General features: G+C 59.6%; 27 protein-coding genes. 12 read left to right on the top strand and 15 right to left on the bottom strand.

Annotated features, from left to right (window positions below):
* Nucleotides 1–31 precede the first annotated feature (31 nt).
* Nucleotides 32–1189 carry a pyridoxal phosphate-dependent aminotransferase gene (locus O3W47_RS22520; protein ID WP_170985876.1) on the bottom strand — a complete coding sequence of 386 codons (1158 nt, stop codon included), beginning with the start codon at nt 1187–1189 and terminating at the stop codon, nt 32–34.
* Nucleotides 1190–1362: 173 nt separating this feature from the next.
* Between O3W47_RS22520 and O3W47_RS22515 the strand changes: the two genes are divergently transcribed.
* The 6 genes from O3W47_RS22515 to O3W47_RS22490 all read left to right on the top strand — a co-directional run bounded on the left by O3W47_RS22515 (nt 1363) and on the right by O3W47_RS22490 (nt 5743).
* Nucleotides 1363–2130: a DsbA family protein gene (locus tag O3W47_RS22515; RefSeq protein WP_003521455.1), complete on the top strand. Its 768-nt coding sequence runs from the start codon at nt 1363–1365 to the stop codon at nt 2128–2130.
* A 125-nt stretch (nt 2131–2255) separates the two neighbouring features.
* Nucleotides 2256–2693 (top strand): type II 3-dehydroquinate dehydratase, encoded by a 438-nt coding sequence (gene aroQ, locus O3W47_RS22510; RefSeq protein WP_077982408.1) that lies wholly within the window; start codon nt 2256–2258, stop codon nt 2691–2693.
* Between the two features lie 25 nt (nt 2694–2718).
* Complete coding sequence (accB, locus tag O3W47_RS22505; protein WP_137003401.1) at nt 2719–3210, top strand: acetyl-CoA carboxylase biotin carboxyl carrier protein; 492 nt, start codon at nt 2719–2721, stop codon at nt 3208–3210.
* Between the two features lie 12 nt (nt 3211–3222).
* Nucleotides 3223–4569 (top strand): acetyl-CoA carboxylase biotin carboxylase subunit, encoded by a 1347-nt coding sequence (gene accC / locus O3W47_RS22500; RefSeq protein WP_174024939.1) that lies wholly within the window; start codon nt 3223–3225, stop codon nt 4567–4569.
* Between the two features lie 6 nt (nt 4570–4575).
* Nucleotides 4576–5220: a leucyl/phenylalanyl-tRNA--protein transferase gene (gene aat / locus O3W47_RS22495; RefSeq protein WP_269314621.1), complete on the top strand. Its 645-nt coding sequence runs from the start codon at nt 4576–4578 to the stop codon at nt 5218–5220.
* Nucleotides 5221–5299: 79 nt separating this feature from the next.
* On the top strand, nt 5300–5743 hold the full coding sequence (locus tag O3W47_RS22490; RefSeq protein WP_269314620.1) for a hypothetical protein: 444 nt from the start codon (nt 5300–5302) through the stop codon (nt 5741–5743).
* A gap of 17 nt (nt 5744–5760) precedes the next feature.
* Here O3W47_RS22490 and O3W47_RS22485 read toward each other — a convergent pair whose 3' ends face one another.
* From O3W47_RS22485 to gatB, 5 genes are all read right to left on the bottom strand, one after another.
* On the bottom strand, nt 5761–6198 hold the full coding sequence (locus tag O3W47_RS22485; RefSeq protein WP_003521462.1) for a DUF2155 domain-containing protein: 438 nt from the start codon (nt 6196–6198) through the stop codon (nt 5761–5763).
* Between the two features lie 132 nt (nt 6199–6330).
* Complete coding sequence (locus O3W47_RS22480; protein WP_003521463.1) at nt 6331–6729, bottom strand: NADH:ubiquinone oxidoreductase subunit NDUFA12; 399 nt, start codon at nt 6727–6729, stop codon at nt 6331–6333.
* A 109-nt stretch (nt 6730–6838) separates the two neighbouring features.
* The gene (locus O3W47_RS22475) at nt 6839–7312 is read right to left on the bottom strand and encodes a GNAT family N-acetyltransferase (RefSeq protein WP_269314619.1); all 474 of its coding nucleotides are present in this window, start codon (nt 7310–7312) and stop codon (nt 6839–6841) included.
* Nucleotides 7309–7806, bottom strand: coding sequence for a GNAT family N-acetyltransferase (locus O3W47_RS22470; RefSeq protein ID WP_003521465.1), 498 nt, complete (start codon nt 7804–7806; stop codon nt 7309–7311). The genes O3W47_RS22475 and O3W47_RS22470 overlap by 4 nt, the downstream gene beginning before the upstream one ends.
* 207 nt (nt 7807–8013) lie before the next feature.
* Nucleotides 8014–9519: an Asp-tRNA(Asn)/Glu-tRNA(Gln) amidotransferase subunit GatB gene (gene gatB / locus O3W47_RS22465; RefSeq protein WP_003521466.1), complete on the bottom strand. Its 1506-nt coding sequence runs from the start codon at nt 9517–9519 to the stop codon at nt 8014–8016.
* A gap of 151 nt (nt 9520–9670) precedes the next feature.
* On the opposite strand from gatB, the gene O3W47_RS22460 reads away from it, so the two are divergent.
* Nucleotides 9671–9988, top strand: a complete 318-nt coding sequence (locus tag O3W47_RS22460) for a DUF1294 domain-containing protein (protein WP_269314618.1) — start codon at nt 9671–9673, stop codon at nt 9986–9988.
* Here O3W47_RS22460 and O3W47_RS22455 read toward each other — a convergent pair.
* Nucleotides 9985–10494, bottom strand: a complete 510-nt coding sequence (locus tag O3W47_RS22455; RefSeq protein ID WP_262535175.1) for a GNAT family N-acetyltransferase — start codon at nt 10492–10494, stop codon at nt 9985–9987. The genes O3W47_RS22460 and O3W47_RS22455 overlap by 4 nt on opposite strands.
* Before the next feature lie 274 nt (nt 10495–10768).
* Between O3W47_RS22455 and O3W47_RS22450 the strand changes: the two genes are divergently transcribed.
* Entirely contained in the window at nt 10769–11026 is a 258-nt protein-coding gene (locus O3W47_RS22450) for a YjhX family toxin (protein ID WP_003521470.1), read from the top strand.
* A 69-nt stretch (nt 11027–11095) separates the two neighbouring features.
* On the opposite strand, the gene O3W47_RS22445 is transcribed toward O3W47_RS22450, so the two are convergent.
* The 4 genes from O3W47_RS22445 to O3W47_RS22430 form a co-directional block, all read right to left on the bottom strand.
* Nucleotides 11096–11593 carry a GNAT family N-acetyltransferase gene (locus tag O3W47_RS22445; RefSeq protein ID WP_269314617.1) on the bottom strand — a complete coding sequence of 166 codons (498 nt, stop codon included), beginning with the start codon at nt 11591–11593 and terminating at the stop codon, nt 11096–11098.
* Nucleotides 11584–13065: an Asp-tRNA(Asn)/Glu-tRNA(Gln) amidotransferase subunit GatA gene (gatA, locus tag O3W47_RS22440; protein ID WP_003521471.1), complete on the bottom strand. Its 1482-nt coding sequence runs from the start codon at nt 13063–13065 to the stop codon at nt 11584–11586. Before gatA ends, O3W47_RS22445 begins: the two co-directional genes overlap by 10 nt.
* A gap of 54 nt (nt 13066–13119) precedes the next feature.
* Nucleotides 13120–13407: an Asp-tRNA(Asn)/Glu-tRNA(Gln) amidotransferase subunit GatC gene (gatC, locus tag O3W47_RS22435; RefSeq protein WP_003521472.1), complete on the bottom strand. Its 288-nt coding sequence runs from the start codon at nt 13405–13407 to the stop codon at nt 13120–13122.
* 124 nt (nt 13408–13531) lie between these two features.
* Nucleotides 13532–14236: a metal-dependent hydrolase gene (locus tag O3W47_RS22430; RefSeq protein WP_127756118.1), complete on the bottom strand. Its 705-nt coding sequence runs from the start codon at nt 14234–14236 to the stop codon at nt 13532–13534.
* A gap of 84 nt (nt 14237–14320) precedes the next feature.
* Between O3W47_RS22430 and O3W47_RS22425 the strand changes: the two genes are divergently transcribed.
* Both O3W47_RS22425 and ruvX read left to right on the top strand, forming a co-directional pair.
* Nucleotides 14321–14623: an alkylphosphonate utilization protein gene (locus O3W47_RS22425; protein WP_080817152.1), complete on the top strand. Its 303-nt coding sequence runs from the start codon at nt 14321–14323 to the stop codon at nt 14621–14623.
* 14 nt (nt 14624–14637) lie between these two features.
* Nucleotides 14638–15117: a Holliday junction resolvase RuvX gene (gene ruvX, locus O3W47_RS22420; protein WP_003521476.1), complete on the top strand. Its 480-nt coding sequence runs from the start codon at nt 14638–14640 to the stop codon at nt 15115–15117.
* Here the strand turns inward: ruvX and O3W47_RS22415 are convergent.
* From O3W47_RS22415 to O3W47_RS22405, 3 genes are all read right to left on the bottom strand, one after another.
* On the bottom strand, nt 15069–15386 hold the full coding sequence (locus O3W47_RS22415; protein WP_137452036.1) for a DUF6105 family protein: 318 nt from the start codon (nt 15384–15386) through the stop codon (nt 15069–15071). The genes ruvX and O3W47_RS22415 overlap by 49 nt on opposite strands.
* Nucleotides 15383–15514, bottom strand: coding sequence for a hypothetical protein (locus tag O3W47_RS22410; RefSeq protein WP_269314891.1), 132 nt, complete (start codon nt 15512–15514; stop codon nt 15383–15385). The genes O3W47_RS22415 and O3W47_RS22410 overlap by 4 nt, the downstream gene beginning before the upstream one ends.
* 277 nt (nt 15515–15791) lie before the next feature.
* Nucleotides 15792–16436, bottom strand: coding sequence for a TetR/AcrR family transcriptional regulator (locus O3W47_RS22405; protein WP_137452037.1), 645 nt, complete (start codon nt 16434–16436; stop codon nt 15792–15794).
* Nucleotides 16437–16622: 186 nt separating this feature from the next.
* On the opposite strand from O3W47_RS22405, the gene O3W47_RS22400 reads away from it, so the two are divergent.
* Nucleotides 16623–16898, top strand: a complete 276-nt coding sequence (locus O3W47_RS22400) for a type II toxin-antitoxin system prevent-host-death family antitoxin (protein ID WP_137452038.1) — start codon at nt 16623–16625, stop codon at nt 16896–16898.
* On the top strand, nt 16898–17320 hold the full coding sequence (locus tag O3W47_RS22395) for a type II toxin-antitoxin system PemK/MazF family toxin (RefSeq protein ID WP_137452039.1): 423 nt from the start codon (nt 16898–16900) through the stop codon (nt 17318–17320). Before O3W47_RS22400 ends, O3W47_RS22395 begins: the two co-directional genes overlap by 1 nt.
* A gap of 1 nt (nt 17321) precedes the next feature.
* On the opposite strand, the gene O3W47_RS22390 is transcribed toward O3W47_RS22395, so the two are convergent.
* Nucleotides 17322–17933 (bottom strand): GNAT family N-acetyltransferase, encoded by a 612-nt coding sequence (locus tag O3W47_RS22390; protein ID WP_080817156.1) that lies wholly within the window; start codon nt 17931–17933, stop codon nt 17322–17324.
* Nucleotides 17934–18054 lie beyond the last annotated feature (121 nt).

Below are 18054 nucleotides of genomic sequence, written 5' to 3'. Positions count from 1 at the left end.
TACCTGATTTCCCTGAGCGGATGATCCCGGCTTATTTCAGCCAGCCGGCGATACGACCCACAGCCTCGGCGATATCCGACACGGAACCCGCATAGGAAATGCGCAGCGCCCTGTGGCCTTCCTCGGGATCGAAATCCATGCCGGGCGTCGCCGCCACATCGATTTCCGCCAGCATGCGTTTCGCAAAATCCATGCTGTCGTTGGAAAAGCGGCTGGTATCGACATAGGCGTAAAAAGCGCCATCCATGGGGGATGCGAGCGGCAGGCCGATCTCCGGCAAGCGAGCCATCAGGAAATCGCGGTTGGTGCGATAGCTTTCCCGGTAGACATCCAGCTCCTCCGCCGCCGAAAAGGCTGCGGTCGCCGCAAGCTGCGACAGTTCGGGCGCGGAAATATAAAGGCTCTGGGCCAGACACTCGACCGGACGGACCAGATTTTCGGGCAGCACCATCCAGCCGATGCGCCAGCCGGTCATGCAATAATATTTGGAGAAGGAGTTAATGATCACGGCATTGTCGGTGATTTCGAGCGCGCTCGTCTCTTCGCCGACAAAGGTAAGGCCGTGATAGATCTCGTCGGAAATGAAAGCCATGTCGCGGCTTTCGCAATAGCTGGCGAGCCGCTTCAGCGCCTCGCGGCCGGTAACCGTGCCGGTTGGATTGGCCGGGCTTGCCAGAAGCACGCCCTTCAGCTTGCAGCCGGCTTTCGTCTCCGCCCGCTCCAGACTTGCGGGGGTCAGCGTATAGCCGGTTTCAGCCGTGACCGGCACTTCCACGACATTAAGGCCGAGAGCCTTCAGAATATTGCGATAGGCCGGATAGCCGGGCCTTGCGATGGCGACATAATCGCCCGCATCAAAAAGGCTGAGGAAAGCGAGATTGAAGGCCGCAGACGAACCCGTCGTCACGGCGATGCGGGCCGGATCGATGGCGACCTGGTGGCGCAGCCGGTAATGGCCGGCGATCGCCTCCCGCAGCTCACGCAGGCCGAGCGCGTCGGTATAACCGATCCGCCCATGCTTCAGCGCGGCCTCGGCCGCTTCCAGCGAGGCTTTGGGTGCGGGATGGGAGGGCTGGCCGACCGCCATGGAAATGACGGGGCGGCCCGCCTGCCTGCGCCGATTCGCTTCCGCCAGGATGTCCATGGCGTGAAAGGGTTCGACTGCGCTCCGCTTCGACATCGTAATCAAGGGCATGCTCTTTCCTGAACCGTATTTCAGAGACTTGCCGCAGAATCACAATCTTCACAATCATGCGATCATAATGCGGACAAGTATTTTTGCCGTATGGCATTTGGCTTAAAGTAAGGTAATTGCCTTCATAAGATTTCAAGAGGCTCCGGCCGCACAGAATGAGGACCGATATGGCGCATTTTCTCCGTTCCACCCTTCTCGCCAGCGTGACGGCCCTTTCGACGGTATTCGCCTCCCTGCCCGCCCACGCGCTCGACGAGCAGCAGAAGAAGGAGATGGGCGAGTTCATCAAGCAATATCTGATCGAGAACCCGGAAATCATGCTCGAGGTTCAGGATGCGCTTGAGCGCAAGCAATATGCGGCGCGCAACGCCAAGGCGGCGGAAGCCGTCGCCGACAACAAGAAGGCCATCTTCGAATCGAAATTCGATCTGGCGCTCGGCAACCCGGATGGCGACGTCACGCTGGTCGAGTTCTTCGACTACAATTGCGGTTATTGCAAACGCGCCATGGGCGACATGGACAATATCCTGAAGAGCGACAAGAAGGTGCGTGTCGTCCTTAAGGAATTCCCGATCCTCGGACCGGAATCGGTTGCCGCCCACCGTGTCTCCAACGCCGTGAAATTGCTTGCGCCGGCCAAGTATCCCGAATTCCAGCGCACGCTGCTCGGCGGCCGCGGACGGGCGAATGAGGACAGCGCCATGGAAGTCGCGACCTCGCTCGGTCTCAAGGAAGCCGATATCCGCAAATCGATGGCGGAGAACCCCAATGACGAGCAGGTGCAGGAAACTTACAAGCTGGCAACCAGCCTCGGCATCACCGGAACGCCGTCCTATATCGTCGGCGACGAGGCGGTTTTCGGTGCGGTCGGCGCCGACCCGCTGAAGGAAAAAATCGCCAATATGCGCAGCTGTGGAAAAGCCACCTGCTCCTGATTGCTAAAAAAGCCACTGCATTCCCTGTGAGATGCCTGCCAAGCGGCCGGTTTAGGGCTTGCGGGGGCTTTTCCTTGACCGCTGCGCAGTCTATAGGTGTCGCTGATTTTCTTATGGAAACGTGAATGAGCAACATCATCATCGTCATCAACGGCCCCAATCTCAACATGCTGGGAAAAAGGGAACCGGGTATCTATGGTGGCAAGACGCTGAAGGACATCGAAAATGATTGCCTTCAAGCCGGTGCCGATCTCGGTTTCGCAGTGGAATTCCGCCAGTCCAACCACGAAGGCGTGCTGGTGGACTGGTTGCAGGAGGCGGGCGAGCGGGCGGCAGGCGTCGTCATCAATCCCGGCGCCTACAGCCACACATCCATCGCGTTGCATGACGCCATTCGCGCGATTTCCACGCCCGTCGTGGAAGTGCACATTTCCAACATCCACGCCCGCGAAGAGTTCCGTCACAAATCGATGGTATCACCCGCGGCAAAGGGCATGGTCTGCGGTTTCGGACCATATGGATACATCATGGCGCTTCACGCGCTGAAAAACATCACGGCATAAAAAGAAACAAAGAATAGGGTTTGTCATGTCTGAAAAGAAACAGGGTATCGACAAGGAACTGATCCGCGAACTCGCGAATATCCTCAACGATACCGACCTTTCGGAAATCGAAGTGGAGCAGGAAGACCTGCGCATCCGCGTCTCCCGCGCCGCTCCCGCTCCCGCCACGGTCTATGCTGCAGCGCCCGCCGCTTATGCGCCCGCGCCGGCAGCGCCCGCTGCCGCACCGGCAATCGCAGCACCGGCCGCCCCTGCAGCCGCCGCAGCACCCGCCCGTAACCCGGCCAACACCGTGTCCTCGCCGATGGTCGGTACGGTCTATCTTTCGCCTGCCCCGGGCGCACGTCCCTTCATCGAAGTGGGCGCGACCGTCAAGGAAGGCCAGACCATCCTCATCGTCGAAGCCATGAAGACCATGAACCAGATCCCGGCTCCCAAGTCCGGCAAGGTCGTGGAAATCGTCGTCAACGACGCTCAGCCCGTGGAGTATGGCGAAGCCCTCGTGGTCATCGAATAAAGGCGGTTCAGCATGGTTTCGAAGATCCTCATAGCCAACCGCGGCGAGATCGCGCTACGCGTCCTGCGCGCTGCCAAGGAGCTTGGCATTCCGACGGTGGCCGTGCATTCCACGGCCGACGCGGACGCCATGCATGTGCGCCTTGCCGACGAGAGCGTCTGCATCGGCCCGCCGCCCTCGCGTGACAGCTACCTCAACATCCACCAGATCGTTGCGGCCTGCGAAATCACCGGTGCGGACGCCGTTCACCCCGGTTACGGCTTCCTGTCGGAAAATGCCAAGTTCGCCGATATTCTCGACGCGCACGGCATCACCTTCATCGGACCGACCGCCGAACATATCCGCATCATGGGCGACAAGATTACCGCCAAGCAGACGGCACAGGAACTCGGCATTCCCGTGGTTCCCGGTTCCGATGGCGAAGTGAAGCCTGAAAACGCTCTCGAAATCGCCCGGACGATCGGCTTCCCGGTCCTCATCAAGGCGACGGCGGGCGGCGGCGGCCGCGGCATGAAGGTGGCGAAGACCGAAGCCGATCTGGAAGAGGCCGTTGCGACGGCCCGCTCCGAAGCGGCGGCAGCCTTCGGCAACGACGCGGTCTACATGGAAAAATACCTCGGCAAGCCGCGCCATATCGAAGTGCAGGTTTTCGGCGATGGCGAAGGCAATGCCGTTCACCTCGGCGAACGCGATTGCTCGCTGCAGCGCCGTCACCAGAAGGTGCTGGAAGAAGCCAATTCGCCGGCTCTGACCGTCGAACAACGCATGAAGATCGGCGAGATCTGCGCGAGCGCCATGCGCAAGCTGAAATATCGCGGCGCCGGCACCATCGAGTTCCTTTATGAAAACGGCGAGTTCTATTTCATCGAAATGAACACCCGTCTGCAGGTGGAGCATCCGGTGACGGAAGCCATCACCGGCATGGATCTCGTGCAGGAACAGATCAGGGTCGCTTCGGGCCAGGGCCTGTCGGTCACGCAGGCGGATATCGAATTCCATGGCCATGCCATCGAATGCCGTATCAATGCCGAGGACCCGCGCACCTTCGTTCCCTCGCCTGGCACGCTGACCTATTTCCATACGCCGGGCGGCCTTGGCGTGCGCGTCGATTCGGGCGCCTATCAGGGCTACAAGATCCCGCCCTATTACGACAGCATGATCGGCAAGCTGATCGTTCACGGCCGCGACCGTGACGAGTGCATTCGCCGCCTGCGTCGTGCACTGGATGAGTTCGTCGTCGACGGCATCAAGACCACGCTGCCGCTTTTCCAGGACCTCCTCGAAAACGAGGATATCCTGAAGGGCGATTACGACATTCACTGGCTGGAAAAATATCTGGCCGGTGACGCGTCTCACTAAGACGATATGGTTGGGCGGCGCAGCAGAAATAACGGCATAACGGTCGATATCCTGCTGCGCGCCTATTCCGCCGGTATGTTCCCAATGGCCGATTCGGCTGACGATCCCGAGCTTTTCTGGGTCGAACCGGAAATTCGGGGAATCATCCCGCTCAATGGTTTTCACGTTTCCAAAAGCCTCGCCAAGGCGATGCGCAGGAAGCCGTTCGAGATTCGCTTCAACACCGCGTTCGAAGCGGTGATGGCCGGATGTGCGGCGGAAGCGCCGGACAGGCCAAGCACCTGGATCAACGCCACCATCCGCAGGCTCTATACCGAGTTGCACCAGATCGGCCACGCCCATAGCGTCGAGGCGTGGGAGGGCGAGGAGCTTGTCGGTGGGCTCTACGGTGTCTCGTTGGGCGCTGCCTTCTTCGGCGAGAGCATGTTTTCCCGCCGCACCAATGCATCGAAGATTTGCCTCGTGCATCTGGTCGAGCGTTTGCGGCAGCAGGGATTTACGCTGCTCGACACGCAGTTTACGACCGAACATCTGAAGACATTCGGGGCAATCGATATTCCAAAGTCGGAATATGCCACGATACTTGAAGCGGCTGTCGACAGGCCGGATGTGCCCTTCGAAAAATTGTCGGCGCAAGAAAATCCACACTGAAAACAACCTGAGATTTTGCTTGCAACCCTCAAAAACATGACCTATCCGATCATGATATACGGTTCACCGGGGGATTGTCATGCGCTGGATTGCGGCCTTGTTATTGATGTTGACGCCGGCGGCGAATGTCACCGCTGCCGAACAGCGCTCGAACCCGCAGGCCGCCTGGCGAAGCGAAATTTCCCGAGCCTTGACGGGCGTAACCGGCCGCCCGGAATTCAAGGTCGTGCGGACGAACAAGAAACAGGTGCTCCTTGTGACTTTCCGCGTTGACCCGGCGGGAAAGATGCAGGCTGTTCAGGTCAAAAACATAAGGGATAGCACCTATCAGACAAGAACGGCCGTGAAGAGGGCGTTCTCGGAAATCAGGTTCCCCTCACCTCCCGCCGGCGATCAGCCCAACAAGTTCACCGTTCCGATCGTGATCGAGCCCGAACTAACGCGGGAGGAAATGATCGAACAACTGGAAAGCAAAAGCAAAGCCCTGGCCGATTTGGCCGAGAAGCTCAGACGCCAGAAATAGGCGCGGTCGTGGGTTAATTACTTGCTTGCCGTAGAGGGAGCGGGAACTTCCGAGTCCTGCTTGCAGCCCGTCAGCCACACGTCGTAGATCGGGTGTTCCACGGCGTTTAGGCCAGGGCTGTCGGCGAACATCCAGCCCGTGAAAATCCGCTTGATCTTGCGGTCGAGCGTGATTTCATCGACCTCGACAAAAGCGTCGATCTTCTGGGTTTCCGTCTGGTCGCGGGAATAACAGACTTTCGGCGTCACCTGAAGCGCGCCGAACTGCACGGTCTCATCGATATAGACATCGAAGGAAGTGATGCGGCCGGTGATCTTGTCGATGCCGGAAAACACCGCCACGCGGTTTTCGAGACGGGCGGCGGAGACGGGCGAAATGAGGATGACAGCAGAGACCGCTGCAAACAGCGAGACTGTCAGCGCACGCAAAGAACGATCTCGCGTGAATTTCCTCATACGATATGTCTCCAAATATTTGCCTGTGTCGAACCGCCGACCGGATCAACGCCTAAGGGCGGAATGTGGCAAAAACCGGTGAGGCCGGATGCAAGCGCGGCGTTTTGCACAACACCGCGCATCGCAAGATGCTTAGTTGCCCGGGGTCCACGCGTCGTAGTCGCCAGTCACGCGCGGGCGCTCACCGGCCACGGCCAGCGATCCCTGCGGGCGATAGGCCTTGGACGAACCGGTGAGGTTCGGCTGATGCGGCTTCTGCCAGTCGCGCGCAACGTAGCTTTCCTGGCTCGGCGGCACGTCGGTGCGGTAATGCATCCAGCCATGCCAGCCGGGCGGAATGGCCGACGCTTCGGCATAACCATTGTAGATGACCCAGCGGCGCGGCATGCCCCAGGAAGTGGTGCCGCCTTCGTAATAGGTGTTGCCCAACTCGTCCTGTCCCACCTTCTTGCCGAAACGCCAGGTATGAAACCGCGTTCCGATCGTCTGGCCGTTCCACCAGGTGAAGATTTGCGTCAGGAGAGTCTTCATTCTACGTTCCTCGGGCTTGAATGCGCCGCAGCGATTTTCCGTGCACGGCACAAGACATGCTTATGCCGCCCCTCACGGCAATTGTCCAGCATTTCGAGATATATCCGCGCTATTTCAGCTTCATCCTGAAGCCTAAATGCCGCTTCTCGAAACCCAGCCGCTCGTAGAAGCGGTGAGCGTCCAGCCGGGCCATGTTGGACGTCAGCTGCGCGGCGTTCAGGCCCTGCCGGCGGGCTTCTTCCAGGCAATGATTGATCATCACCGCACCGATGCCGCGACCGCGCATGTCGGCGCGTGTCTGCACCGCCTCGATCACCATCGACTTCGCCCCTCGCCCGACGAGCTTGGTCAGGATCGCCGTCTGGAAGGTGCCGACCACCTCGCTATCCAGTTCGGCCACATAGAGCGTTTCGCTCGGCGATGCCTCGATGGCGCGGAAAGCGGCGAGATAATCCGGCTGCGCCGATTCTTCCGCCGTATCCCCGTGGCCGCCGATCTCGTCGGCGGCAAAAATGGCGGCGAGTGCCGGAAGATCGTCTTCGCGCGCCGTGCGGATGATCAGCTTCTGCAATGTCTCATTCATCGGGTCAGGCTCTTTTCCATAACGATGCCGGGCAACCCCTCGATGCCCGCCATGCGCTCGATTCGGTCCACCTCCACAAATCCGACGCCTTCATAAAAGGCGATTGCGACAGTATTTTTAGGCTCGACTTCCAGCCGCATGATTTCCGCATCCGGAAAACAGGTTTCCAGTTCGGCGAAGAGATCGCGGCCAATGCCCTGACGCTGAAGATCGGGGGCGACATAGAGCTGGTGCAGCAGGGCCGTTTTCGCCATTTTGGTGGACATGGAGCCATAGGCCATGCCGCCGATCCGCTTGCCGTCGTCAGCCACCAGAAACTCGCCGCCCTTTTTTTCGATACGGTCCTTCATGGCCTGCGGCGAATGCCATGCGAGAATCAACTGGTTCACCTTGTCCACGCCATAGATCGCATCATAGGTCGCGTGCCACGTCGTCGCGAGCAGGGTGCGCACCGGCTCGATGTCACGCAGGCTTGCCGTGCGGATGAAGAACATGATTTGGCTCCGTCTCAGAATAGAAAAAGCCGGGCGTTGATCCCGGCAAAAGTGATGACAGTCGTTCGTACTCGACGTCATCCTCGGGCTTGTCCCGAGGATCTGAGCACGTTTGACCTTGTGGGTCGTTAGATCCTCGGGACAAGCCCGAGGATGACGGATGAGAGCTGTCGGCCTCAATGCCTCTAGGCACGAGGCAGCGTCCGCTTACTCTTCCTCGATACCGAGCTTGGCCTTCACCAGCGCCTGCACCGCCTGCGGGTTGGCCTTGCCGCCCGTCGCCTTCATGACCTGACCGACGAACCAGCCGGCGAGCGTCGGCTTTGCCTTCACCTTCTCGACCTGATCGGGGTTGGCGGCGATGATCTCATCCACGGCCTTTTCGATGGCGCCGGTATCGGTCACCTGCTTCATGCCGCGGGCCTCGACGATTTCAGCCGGGTTGCCGCCCTCGTTCCAGACGATTTCGAACAGGTCCTTGGCGATCTTGCCGGAAATGGTCTCGGCCTTGATGAGATCGATGATGCCGCCGAGCTGCTCCGGCGAAACCGGCGTCGTCTCGATATCCTTGCCCGATTTGTTCAGCGCGCCGAGCAGATCGTTGATGACCCAGTTGGCGGCGGCCTTCGCATCGCGACCGGCGGCCACGGCCTCGTAATAATCGGCAATCGCCTTTTCCGAAACGAGGATCGAGGCGTCATAGACCGACAGGCCAAGATCGGCCACGAAACGGGCCTTCTTGTCATCGGGTAGTTCCGGCAGATCGACCTTCAGCGCCTCGACGAAGGCATCGTCGAATTCGAGCGGCAAGAGGTCCGGATCGGGGAAATAGCGGTAATCATGCGCATCTTCCTTGGAGCGCATGGACCGCGTTTCGCCCTTGCCGGGATCGAACAGGCGGGTTTCCTGATCGATGACGCCGCCATCTTCCAGAATGGCGACCTGGCGGCGCGCTTCATATTCGATGGCCTGACCGACAAAGCGGATGGAGTTGACGTTCTTGATTTCGCAGCGCGTGCCGAAACCTTCGCCCGGACGGCGGACGGAGACGTTGACGTCGGCGCGCATCGAGCCTTCATCCATGTTGCCGTCGCAGGTACCGAGATAACGGACGATGGAACGCAGCTTGGTGAGATAGGCCTTGGCCTCGTCCGACGAGCGCATGTCCGGCTTGGAGACGATTTCCATCAGCGCCACGCCCGAACGGTTGAGGTCCACGAAGGACATGGTCGGGTGCTGGTCATGCATGGACTTGCCGGCGTCCTGCTCCAGATGCAGGCGCTCGATGCCGATCTCGATATCTTCGAAATTGCCCTGACGATCCGGACCGAGCGAAATGGTGATGGTGCCCTCACCGACGATCGGGTCCTTGAACTGCGAAATCTGGTAGCCCTGCGGCAGGTCCGGATAGAAGTAGTTCTTGCGGTCGAAAATCGAGCGATGGTTGATCTTCGCCTTCAGGCCGAGGCCAGTGCGCACCGCCTGCTTCACGCATTCCTCGTTGATGACGGGCAGCATGCCGGGCATGGCGGCATCCACCAGCGACACGTTGGAATTCGGCGCATTGCCGAAGGTGGTCGACGCACCGGAAAACAGCTTGGAATTGGAGAGAACCTGCGCATGCACCTCCATGCCGATCACGATTTCCCAATCGCCGGTGGCGCCGGGAATGAAGCGTTTCGGGTCGGGGGTGCGCACGTCTACAAGGGTCATCTGAAGCTCACGATATACGGGTTCTTTGGCCTTGGTGGGTAGAACAAATGGAGCGCGGGCGCAAGACACCTTGCGCCCTCTCACACCAGGCCCGGGATTTTCACCGATACAGGATACGCGTTTTTTACGCTTCCCGGTTTCAATTCACATCATGATGACGCTCGCTCTCTGTTTCATAACCTATATCGCCTTCAATCTTTTCGTCTTTCTTGTCTATTGGTGGGACAAGGAAGCGGCGAGAAATGGCGCATGGCGCATCCGGGAAAGCACGCTGTTATCGCTTGCGCTCATCGGCGGCAGCCTGGGCGCGATCTCGGCACAACGGCTGCTGCGGCATAAAACGCGCAAGGAACCGTTCCGCAGCATCCTGATATCGATTGTGATATTGCAGCTAGGCCTTGTCGCATCGCTCGCCATCATGCCTGATTGGCCGATATGGCTGGTGGAGGCTCTGCAAACTCCACCTTAGAAAGCCGGCCCGTAGAGACCGCTCTCAACCTCGACCAATTGCTTCTGCAGGCCCACCGACTGCACTTCGCGGTCGAGTTTCGGCGCATAGGAAACGGAGAGCCAGCGGACGCTATAGCCATGGTGGCGGAAAAAGGCGACGGCGGGCTCATTCTGGGCATGGGTTTCAAGCCGGATGGTCTCGAACCCCCTGTCCTCTATCAGCCTTTCGACATCGCCCAACAGGTGGGTGCCGACCCGCCGGCGCTGAAAATCAGGATCGATCCAGAAATCGGAAATCGTCTCGTCGAAATGCTCCCGCGCCGCCCATCCGGCAACCGAGCCGCCAAACTCCGCCACCCTGATCGCCAGCCATGACGAGCGGGTAAAATTGGAAAAGGCGCTGGCCGCATTGTCGTAAAGGGTCGGGGTGATGCCGAGAGCCGCGGTTGCCTGTCGCCATGCCCTGAGGCCGATGGCCGCCAGAACCTCCGCTTCCTGCTCATGCGCATTGCGAATGACGATCAAGCCGCGCCCTCCATGGCCGTTGAAATTAAACCATTGCCGGCGCGATTCGACCAGCGTGGTTTTCTCGCGCCTGGCGGGACTTGACCGCCTCGGCTTTGCCCGCTACCCAAAAGGAGCAAGAACGGAGTTTTTATGTTCGCTCAATCGGAGTCCCGGTAAAGGCCCTGCCCGCAAGTTTATTGCGCGCCGGGCCATGCTGAAACCGAGCCGGATGCCTTAACGGCACCCGGATTTGCTTTCACGCGTCTATATGACGCCGACCGGACTTCCAAAAATGGACATTTCCCGCGCCGAACAGCGCATTCTTCACCTGCTCGCCCAGGGCGGCAGAATTGAACTCGTTCGAGACGACGCCCACAAAATCGAAAAACTAGCGCTCTACACGCGTGACGGCTGGATTTTCAGCGGCCTCGATCTCCTCACTTTCCGCAAGCTGAAACGGAAGAGAGCCATCGCCTCCTCGGGCGGCAAGCCCTACCGCATCACCACGCGCGGGTTGGAACTCGTGCGGGGTGAGCTGGACAATCGATAAATCAACCGGGCGGCGGCAGCGCTGTCGCCCGGCATTTCGCCGAGAAGCAGCTGCGGCCGTAAGAGCGGGTTATAGCGAGAGCCCGCGCTCCAGCTTCACCTTCTCGAGTTCGACTTTCATGATGTCGGACCATTCCATGCCGCGCCAGACGATCTCAAAACCGCAACGCTCGTAAAGACCGATGGCTGCGCGGTTTCTGGCATGGGTGTCGATGGTGGCCAGCGGCAGGCCTTGCGCACGCATTCTGTCGAGAAAATGAAGGATCAGGGCTTTGCCGATCCCCTTGCCCTGCCAGTTCGGGTCCACCCAGAGATCGGAAATGTGATGCGGCGCCGTATCGCACGCTCCCCAGCCGGCAACAACGCCGTCCATTTCAGCGACGACAATATCACCGGTCGGAGACTTGGCGAAACTCTCGAATTCGCCCCTCACCCGCTCGATGACATCGGGATCGAGATAGCTGTCGTCGAAGGCGTCACCGGAACGCCAGGCGGCAAAACCGACGAAGCCGACCGTATCGCGGTCGGCTTCGTTCATGTCTCGTAGCGTGAGGCTTTTCACCACCATTTGGCGGGGGTGAACTTGCCGGCTGCCTGCTCGATGGCGTGCGCCGTCTTGAACAGCGTTTCTTCCTCGAAAGGCTTGCCGATAAGCTGGAGGCCGAGCGGCAGACCCTTGCCGTCAAGGCCGGCCGGAACCGAGAGGCCCGGAAGACCGGCCATGTTGACGGTGATGGTGAAGACGTCCTGCAGGTACATCTTCACCGGATCGGAGGCGAGTTCCTCGTCACCGACTGCGAAGGCGGAAGACGGGGTGATCGGCGCCAGAATGGCGTCGACGCCTTCGTGGAAGACGTTTTCGAAGTCGCGCTTGATGAGGGTGCGGACCTTCTGCGCCTTCAGATAATAGGCGTCGTAATAACCGGCGGACAGCACATAGGTGCCAACCATGATGCGGCGCTGCACTTCCTTGCCGAAGCCGGCGGCGCGGCTCTTTTCGTACATGTCGGCAATGTCCTTGCCGTCGACGCGCAGGCCGTAACGAACGCCGTCATAACGGGCAAGGTTGGACGAGGCTTCCGCCGGCGCGACGATGTAGTAAGCAGGCAGCGCGTATTTGGTGTGCGGCAGCGAAATATCGACCACTTCGGCACCGGCATCGCGCAACCACTCGACGCCCTTGGCCCAGAGCTTTTCGATTTCTTCCGGCATGCCATCGACGCGATACTCCTTCGGAATACCGATCTTCAGGCCCTTGAGCGACTGGCCGATGGCCTTTTCGTAATCCGGCACCGGCAGGTCGACGGAGGTCGTATCCTTGGCGTCGACGCTTGCCATGGTCTTCAGCAGGATCGCGGCATCACGCACGTCGCGGGCAATCGGGCCGGCCTGATCGAGCGAAGAGGCATAAGCGACGATGCCGAAGCGCGAGCAGCGGCCATAGGTGGGCTTGATGCCAACGGTGCCGGTGAAGGCTGCCGGCTGGCGGATGGAGCCGCCGGTGTCGGTCGCGGTGGCGCCGGCGCACAGATGCGCGGCCACGGCTGCGGCGGAACCGCCGGAGGAGCCGCCGGGGACCAGCTTCTGGTCGGAGCCATTGGCGCGCCACGGGTTGATGGCCGGGCCGTACCAGGAGCTTTCATTGGACGAGCCCATGGCGAATTCGTCCATGTTGAGCTTGCCGAGCATGACGGCGCCCTGATCCCAGAGGTTCTGGGTGACGGTGGACTCATATTTCGGCTTGAAGCCATCGAGAACATGCGAACATGCCTGCGTGTGCACGTCGCGGGTGGCGAAAAGGTCCTTCACGCCAAGCGGAACGCCTTCCAGCTCGCCAGCCTTGCCGGCGGCGATGCGTTCGTCGGAGGCTTTTGCCATGTCGCGCGCCTTTTCAGGCGTCGTCGCCACATAGGCGTTCAGCGCGCCGTTGGCCGCATCGATGGCGGAGAGATAGGCGTCGGTCAGCTCGAGGGCGGAGAATTCTTTGGCCTTCAGCTTTTCGCGGGCTTCGGCAATGGTCAGGCTCGTCAGGTCGGTCATGGTCGGCAACGGCTTTCGAAATCTTGGAAAAATCGGGCGGCAGAGGCGGTCGGCTTATTCGACCACTTTCGGGACCATGAAGAAGTCCCGGTCGGTCGCAGGCGCATTGGCGACAATGTCTTCCGCCTTGTTGCCGTCGGTCACCACGTCGGCGCGTTTTTTCATGTCCACCGGGGTCACCGATGTCATCGGCTCGACGCCGTCGACATTCACTTCCGAAAGCTGCTCCACGAAACCGAGTATGCCGTTCAGCTGGCCAAGCATATTCTGTGCTTCTTCTTCGCTGACTGCGATACGGGCAAGGCGCGCAACGCGCTTCACGGTGGCGAGATCGACGGACATGGTTCTACTCCGATGGGATATTTCCCATTCGCTATAATCACCATGTCCGTCATTCGCAACGGTAGAAAGCATGTCGCGCCAAACTGTATGGCGGTTTGCGGTCGCGACATGCACGGGCAAAATGTCAGAAGGACAGCGTATCGCCGGCCTTCGGCGTGTGGACGCGCGCTTCCGCCCCTTCCATGCCGGCCACGAACTTCTCCGGCGTCTGGTCGATGATCGGGAAGGAACCGTAATGGCAGGGAAGCACATGCTCAAACTTGAAGAAGCGCTGGCAGGCGAGCGCGGCGACGGCTCCGCCCATGGTGAAGCGGTCACCGATCGGCACAAGGCCGATATCCGGCTGATGCAGTTCATTGATGAGTTTCATGTCGGAGAAGATGTCGGTATCGCCCATGTGATAGACGGCCGGGCCGTCTTCGAAATGCAGCATCAGGCCATTGGCATTGCCGAGCGAATGGGAAACACCGTCTTCGGTGATCTGGGCAGAGGAATGCAGCGCATTGGTGAAGGTGACTGAAAAACCGTCGAAATGCACCGTGCCGCCGGTATTGCCCATGTCGACCTTCGCGACGCCCTTGGCGGAAAGCCAAGCGGCAAGATCGGCATTCGCCAGCACGGTCGCGCCGGTTTCGCGGGCAAGCTGGACTGTATCGCCGACATGGTCACCATGGCCGTGGGTCAGGAGAATATGGGTGACGCCTTCGGCTGCCGACTTTCCATCCTGCCCTGCAAAACCGGGGTTGCCGGTGAAGAACGGATCGATGAGGATCTTCGCGCTGCCGTTTTCGAGGCGGAAGGCGGAATGGCCGAGCCAGGTGATTTTCATGGGAAGTTCTCCTTTGTATTGCCGGTATATTATGACATAGGACGGCCTGAACAACCGCACTACCAATATTTAAGAGAGGCGACCATGGCCGCAAATGATGACGAGTACGTGTATGATGAGGCGACCGGTGAATGGCGACCGGCCTCCGAACTGGCTGCAGAAGCGGCGCGTGCGAATGAAGTGCGCGATGCGGCGGGCAATGTGCTGGCGGATGGCGATTCCGTCACCCTCATCAAGGATTTGAAGGTCAAGGGCACCAGCACGGTCATCAAGCAGGGTACCGTCATCAAGTCGATCCGCCTGACCGATAATCCGGAAGAGATCGATTGCAGACATGATGCGGTGAAGGGTCTGGTGCTGCGCACCGAATTCGTCCGCAAACGATAAGGACAACACGCGACATGGCAACACTCACCATTGAGGAACTGGCGCAGGCGCTTCAGCCGGGACAGGCGATTGCCGGCCTCGACCTTGGCACGAAGACGATCGGGCTTGCCATGTCGGACCTGTCGCGGCGTTTCGCAACGCCGCGCCCCGTCATCAAACGGGTGAAATTCACGCAGGATGCGGAAGTACTGCTGGCCTTCGCCGAAAAGGAAAAAGTTTTCGCCTTCATCATCGGCCTGCCGATGAACATGGATGGTTCGGCCGGTCCCCGCGTGCAGGCGACGCGCGCCTTCGTGCGCACAATGGGCGAAAAAACCGCCCTGCCCTTCATTTTCTGGGATGAGCGGCTTTCGACGGTCGCGGCCGAGCGCGCATTGCTGGAAATGGACGTCTCACGCGCAAAGCGCGCCGAACGCATCGATTCGGCCGCCGCGAGCTTCATTCTTCAGGGCGCTCTGGACAGGCTTTCCGCACTCACCCGCGCGGCCGACTGACGGCCCTGCCACCAGGCCGCAATCTGCTTTCTCTTGCGGAAAGCCAGAATCGCAAAAACGATCAGGCTGTCGACGGCGATGGCGCGCGCCACCAGCGGCGGCAGGCTTTCCGGCGGCAGGCCGAGAATATTGCCGTAAATCTCGAACACCAGATCATGGGTCTGGCGTGTGAGCATGTAGAAACCGAAGCTCATGTCGTAATAGGAAAGCCAGTACCAGCTGCCCAGCAGCGCGACGGGACCGGCCCAGAGGATCAGAAACCACTTCATGCCGCCTGCCCCCGCACAAACATCGTATCGGGAACGCCGGCAAGCACCGCCCAGCGCACCACGGCCATAAGGCAGAGGTTCAGCGCCGGCGCGTCGATATCCAACGGCAGCATCACAAAAAACGTCATCATGACGCCTAAAGCTGTCCAGCGGCTCACTTGCGGCTCCCTTATGCGCAGTCATTGCGCATGGTTAACATTTCGTTAACCCACACTGGACCGGCAGCCATGGCGAGGCAAATGAAAGCTGTCATTATGGTTAACGACGGCGGCCGGCATGTGGAAAAGAATGTGATCGCGTGAACGGCCGGATGCGTCGGGCGGTTGCCGGCCCGATGAAAACATGACTGATTTTTCTTTAATGCGCAGGTCCAGGCGCGACTGCCTTGCGCCTGCGGAAACCGGTTCAGCCGTAAACGCCGCGCACCAGCCTTTTGACGGCAGTGGCGATCTTGTCCCAGTCCCGGTCCGATTTAAGCGGTACGCCCGCGAACTGGCCGCTGGTGGCAGCGGAAATGACGAGGTGCTGAATGGCGGCGAACAATACGGCATTGACCGCCGCTGTATCCACACCCTTCGGCGCCGCCAGCGAACCTCGCATACGCTCCAGCCATTTGCCGAGCGACTTGGCGCGGGCTTCGGCCAGCTGGCGCACCTGCGGTGAACCGTCAGACACTTCCCAGGCGATGATCTTGCAGACGAGAGGGTCGCTGCGCAGCGCATCCATGAAATAAAGCGCCAGCTTTTCCATGAGGTCGCCATAGGTCAAAAGGAACATGCCGCCGGTATCTTCCGGAATGCGATCTTTCACCCAGGAACCGAGGTCCTCGCCGATCGCCTCGACCAGGCCATCGAGGCCGCCGAAATAACGGTAGATGAGCTGCTTGTCGCAGCCGGCGCGGCGGGCAACGGCATTGATGCCAAAACCCTGAAATCCCTCTTCGGCAAGCAGCGACCGCGCCGCATTAAAAATCGCCTTCTCCGTCTGAGCGCGATCCTTGATGCGCTTTTCCGGTCTGTCGGCTGAAATCGCCTCTGCGGTCGCCAGCATGATTCCCTACCCGTTTTCTGAAAGGCCTTCCTCAACGGGTTAACAAAGCATGAAGGGAAGAACAACGTGGCGGGGCGGATGAAGAGAAGGTTCCTGTGGATGAGCGGGCCGCCAGACCAAAATCGACGGCTTTAAATTTTCTGTATTTTCTGTATTATTCAGGAAATACAGATTTGAGGATTCCTCATGAAAAGAAAATCCATTTCCACGGCGGAGTTTATGCGACATTTCGGTCGCTACCATGACGAAGCGCAGAAATCGCCCATTTTGCTGACGAAGCATGGGCGACCTTCTGTCGTGGTGGTGCCGGTCGAACTTTTCGAAAAAATGCTGGGAAGCGACGATCCGCGAAGGTCTTACGCAGCCGGCGAAATGCCCGATGAATTGGCCGCCATGTTCAACACCCAGCTGGAGAAAGACTCCGAAGAACATCGGACATCCCGCGATGAGCAGGACAGATAATGTCCAAGTTCAGACGCGGTGATATCGTTTCCTATCCCTATTTGTGGCGATGGCAGTCTACGGCTAATCCAACGCGTGACCATGGGGAAAAAGATCGCCCCGTCTGCATGATCCTGACGATTACGGACGCGCAGGGCTTGTCGCATATATTGCTGCTGCCCATTTCATCGAAACCGCCGCAGGACAGCCAGCAGCGGGCAATCGAAATACCGAAGCTCGAGCTTCGGCGCGCAAAACTAACCGACTATGATCGCGGCTGGGTCACCGTCAGCGAATGCAATTACGACGTGATCGAACGATCATACCATTTCAATGTTCTTCAACAGCCCATCGGGCGTTTCAGCGAGACATTTCTTGAAGACATTCGCACTGCCTTTGCACCGTTTCTAGCGGCGGGGGCAGCGCGGGTCATCAGAACCTGAATTACTCCAACGCCATGCCGAACCAGACGCTGCCGGGCGTTTCGTGACTCTCGAGGCGTTTGAAGCCACGCGTTTCCCAGAAGCGCATGCCCGCATGGTTGCGTTCGCTGGCGCCGAGATGGATGCCGTAGACGTTGTTCTGTCTCGCCATATCGAGCCAGCGCGACAGAAGCCGGGTGCCGCCGCCCTTGCCCTGCGTGCGCGGCAGTAGGTTCATGTGGATATGGGCCGGAAACGGGTCGGTAAGCCAGGTGGGCGTGCGGCGTGGATGGTGGATGAACTGGGCGCGGCGCTGGTCGGCGTCCCATGTCTGCTGGTCGCCGCCGGGATCGGGGTAAAGGCTGCGCAGATGCGGCCACCATTCCCGCTCCAGCCGTTCTTCGTGCACCGCCGTATCGAGTGCGCCGACGATATAACCGCACACACCTTCTTCATCCTCCGCCACGAAAACGGCATCGGGCCAGAGATGCAGATAAGGCACGGAGTAGATATGCCCGACCATGCGGCCATCATTGTAAAGGGCGGTGGCGTCCTGCCCGGCATCGCCGGTGGCGAGGCTTATGGCGTAGAGCGCGTCTTCATCCTCGGCGCGGGCGGAACGGAAGGTCAGCATTGGCAGCCGCCTTCCCTTGCCGCGCATCGATGCGCGAAAGTGTCACGACAGATCAGAACACGCTTTACGCCATTGCTGTTTTTCAAATCCGAGACCCCTCCCGCCGGGACTGCAAAACCTT

The organism is Agrobacterium sp. LMR679 (assembly GCF_027157905.1).
Lineage (GTDB): Bacteria > Pseudomonadota > Alphaproteobacteria > Rhizobiales > Rhizobiaceae > Agrobacterium > Agrobacterium leguminum.
This window is presented reverse-complemented; position numbering and strand designations above follow the sequence as displayed.

Bases quoted from the DNA above. Each gene is read 5' to 3' on its own strand.
- O3W47_RS22515 (WP_003521455.1), top strand. From the start codon at position 1,363: ATGGCGCATTTTCTCCGTTCCACCCTTCTCGCCAGCGTGACGGCCCTT.
- aroQ (WP_077982408.1), top strand. From the start codon at position 2,256: ATGAGCAACATCATCATCGTCATCAACGGCCCCAATCTCAACATGCTG.
- accB (WP_137003401.1), top strand. From the start codon at position 2,719: ATGTCTGAAAAGAAACAGGGTATCGACAAGGAACTGATCCGCGAACTC.
- accC (WP_174024939.1), top strand. From the start codon at position 3,223: ATGGTTTCGAAGATCCTCATAGCCAACCGCGGCGAGATCGCGCTACGC.
- aat (WP_269314621.1), top strand. From the start codon at position 4,576: ATGGTTGGGCGGCGCAGCAGAAATAACGGCATAACGGTCGATATCCTG.
- O3W47_RS22490 (WP_269314620.1), top strand. From the start codon at position 5,300: ATGCGCTGGATTGCGGCCTTGTTATTGATGTTGACGCCGGCGGCGAAT.
- O3W47_RS22485 (WP_003521462.1), bottom strand. From the start codon at position 6,198: ATGAGGAAATTCACGCGAGATCGTTCTTTGCGTGCGCTGACAGTCTCG.
- O3W47_RS22480 (WP_003521463.1), bottom strand. From the start codon at position 6,729: ATGAAGACTCTCCTGACGCAAATCTTCACCTGGTGGAACGGCCAGACG.
- O3W47_RS22475 (WP_269314619.1), bottom strand. From the start codon at position 7,312: ATGAATGAGACATTGCAGAAGCTGATCATCCGCACGGCGCGCGAAGAC.
- O3W47_RS22470 (WP_003521465.1), bottom strand. From the start codon at position 7,806: ATGTTCTTCATCCGCACGGCAAGCCTGCGTGACATCGAGCCGGTGCGC.
- gatB (WP_003521466.1), bottom strand. From the start codon at position 9,519: ATGACCCTTGTAGACGTGCGCACCCCCGACCCGAAACGCTTCATTCCC.
- O3W47_RS22460 (WP_269314618.1), top strand. From the start codon at position 9,671: ATGATGACGCTCGCTCTCTGTTTCATAACCTATATCGCCTTCAATCTT.
- O3W47_RS22450 (WP_003521470.1), top strand. From the start codon at position 10,769: ATGGACATTTCCCGCGCCGAACAGCGCATTCTTCACCTGCTCGCCCAG.
- O3W47_RS22445 (WP_269314617.1), bottom strand. From the start codon at position 11,593: ATGGTGGTGAAAAGCCTCACGCTACGAGACATGAACGAAGCCGACCGC.
- gatA (WP_003521471.1), bottom strand. From the start codon at position 13,065: ATGACCGACCTGACGAGCCTGACCATTGCCGAAGCCCGCGAAAAGCTG.
- gatC (WP_003521472.1), bottom strand. From the start codon at position 13,407: ATGTCCGTCGATCTCGCCACCGTGAAGCGCGTTGCGCGCCTTGCCCGT.
- O3W47_RS22430 (WP_127756118.1), bottom strand. From the start codon at position 14,236: ATGAAAATCACCTGGCTCGGCCATTCCGCCTTCCGCCTCGAAAACGGC.
- O3W47_RS22425 (WP_080817152.1), top strand. From the start codon at position 14,321: ATGGCCGCAAATGATGACGAGTACGTGTATGATGAGGCGACCGGTGAA.
- ruvX (WP_003521476.1), top strand. From the start codon at position 14,638: ATGGCAACACTCACCATTGAGGAACTGGCGCAGGCGCTTCAGCCGGGA.
- O3W47_RS22415 (WP_137452036.1), bottom strand. From the start codon at position 15,386: ATGAAGTGGTTTCTGATCCTCTGGGCCGGTCCCGTCGCGCTGCTGGGC.
- O3W47_RS22410 (WP_269314891.1), bottom strand. From the start codon at position 15,514: ATGACGTTTTTTGTGATGCTGCCGTTGGATATCGACGCGCCGGCGCTG.
- O3W47_RS22405 (WP_137452037.1), bottom strand. From the start codon at position 16,436: ATGCTGGCGACCGCAGAGGCGATTTCAGCCGACAGACCGGAAAAGCGC.
- O3W47_RS22400 (WP_137452038.1), top strand. From the start codon at position 16,623: ATGAAAAGAAAATCCATTTCCACGGCGGAGTTTATGCGACATTTCGGT.
- O3W47_RS22395 (WP_137452039.1), top strand. From the start codon at position 16,898: ATGTCCAAGTTCAGACGCGGTGATATCGTTTCCTATCCCTATTTGTGG.
- O3W47_RS22390 (WP_080817156.1), bottom strand. From the start codon at position 17,933: ATGCTGACCTTCCGTTCCGCCCGCGCCGAGGATGAAGACGCGCTCTAC.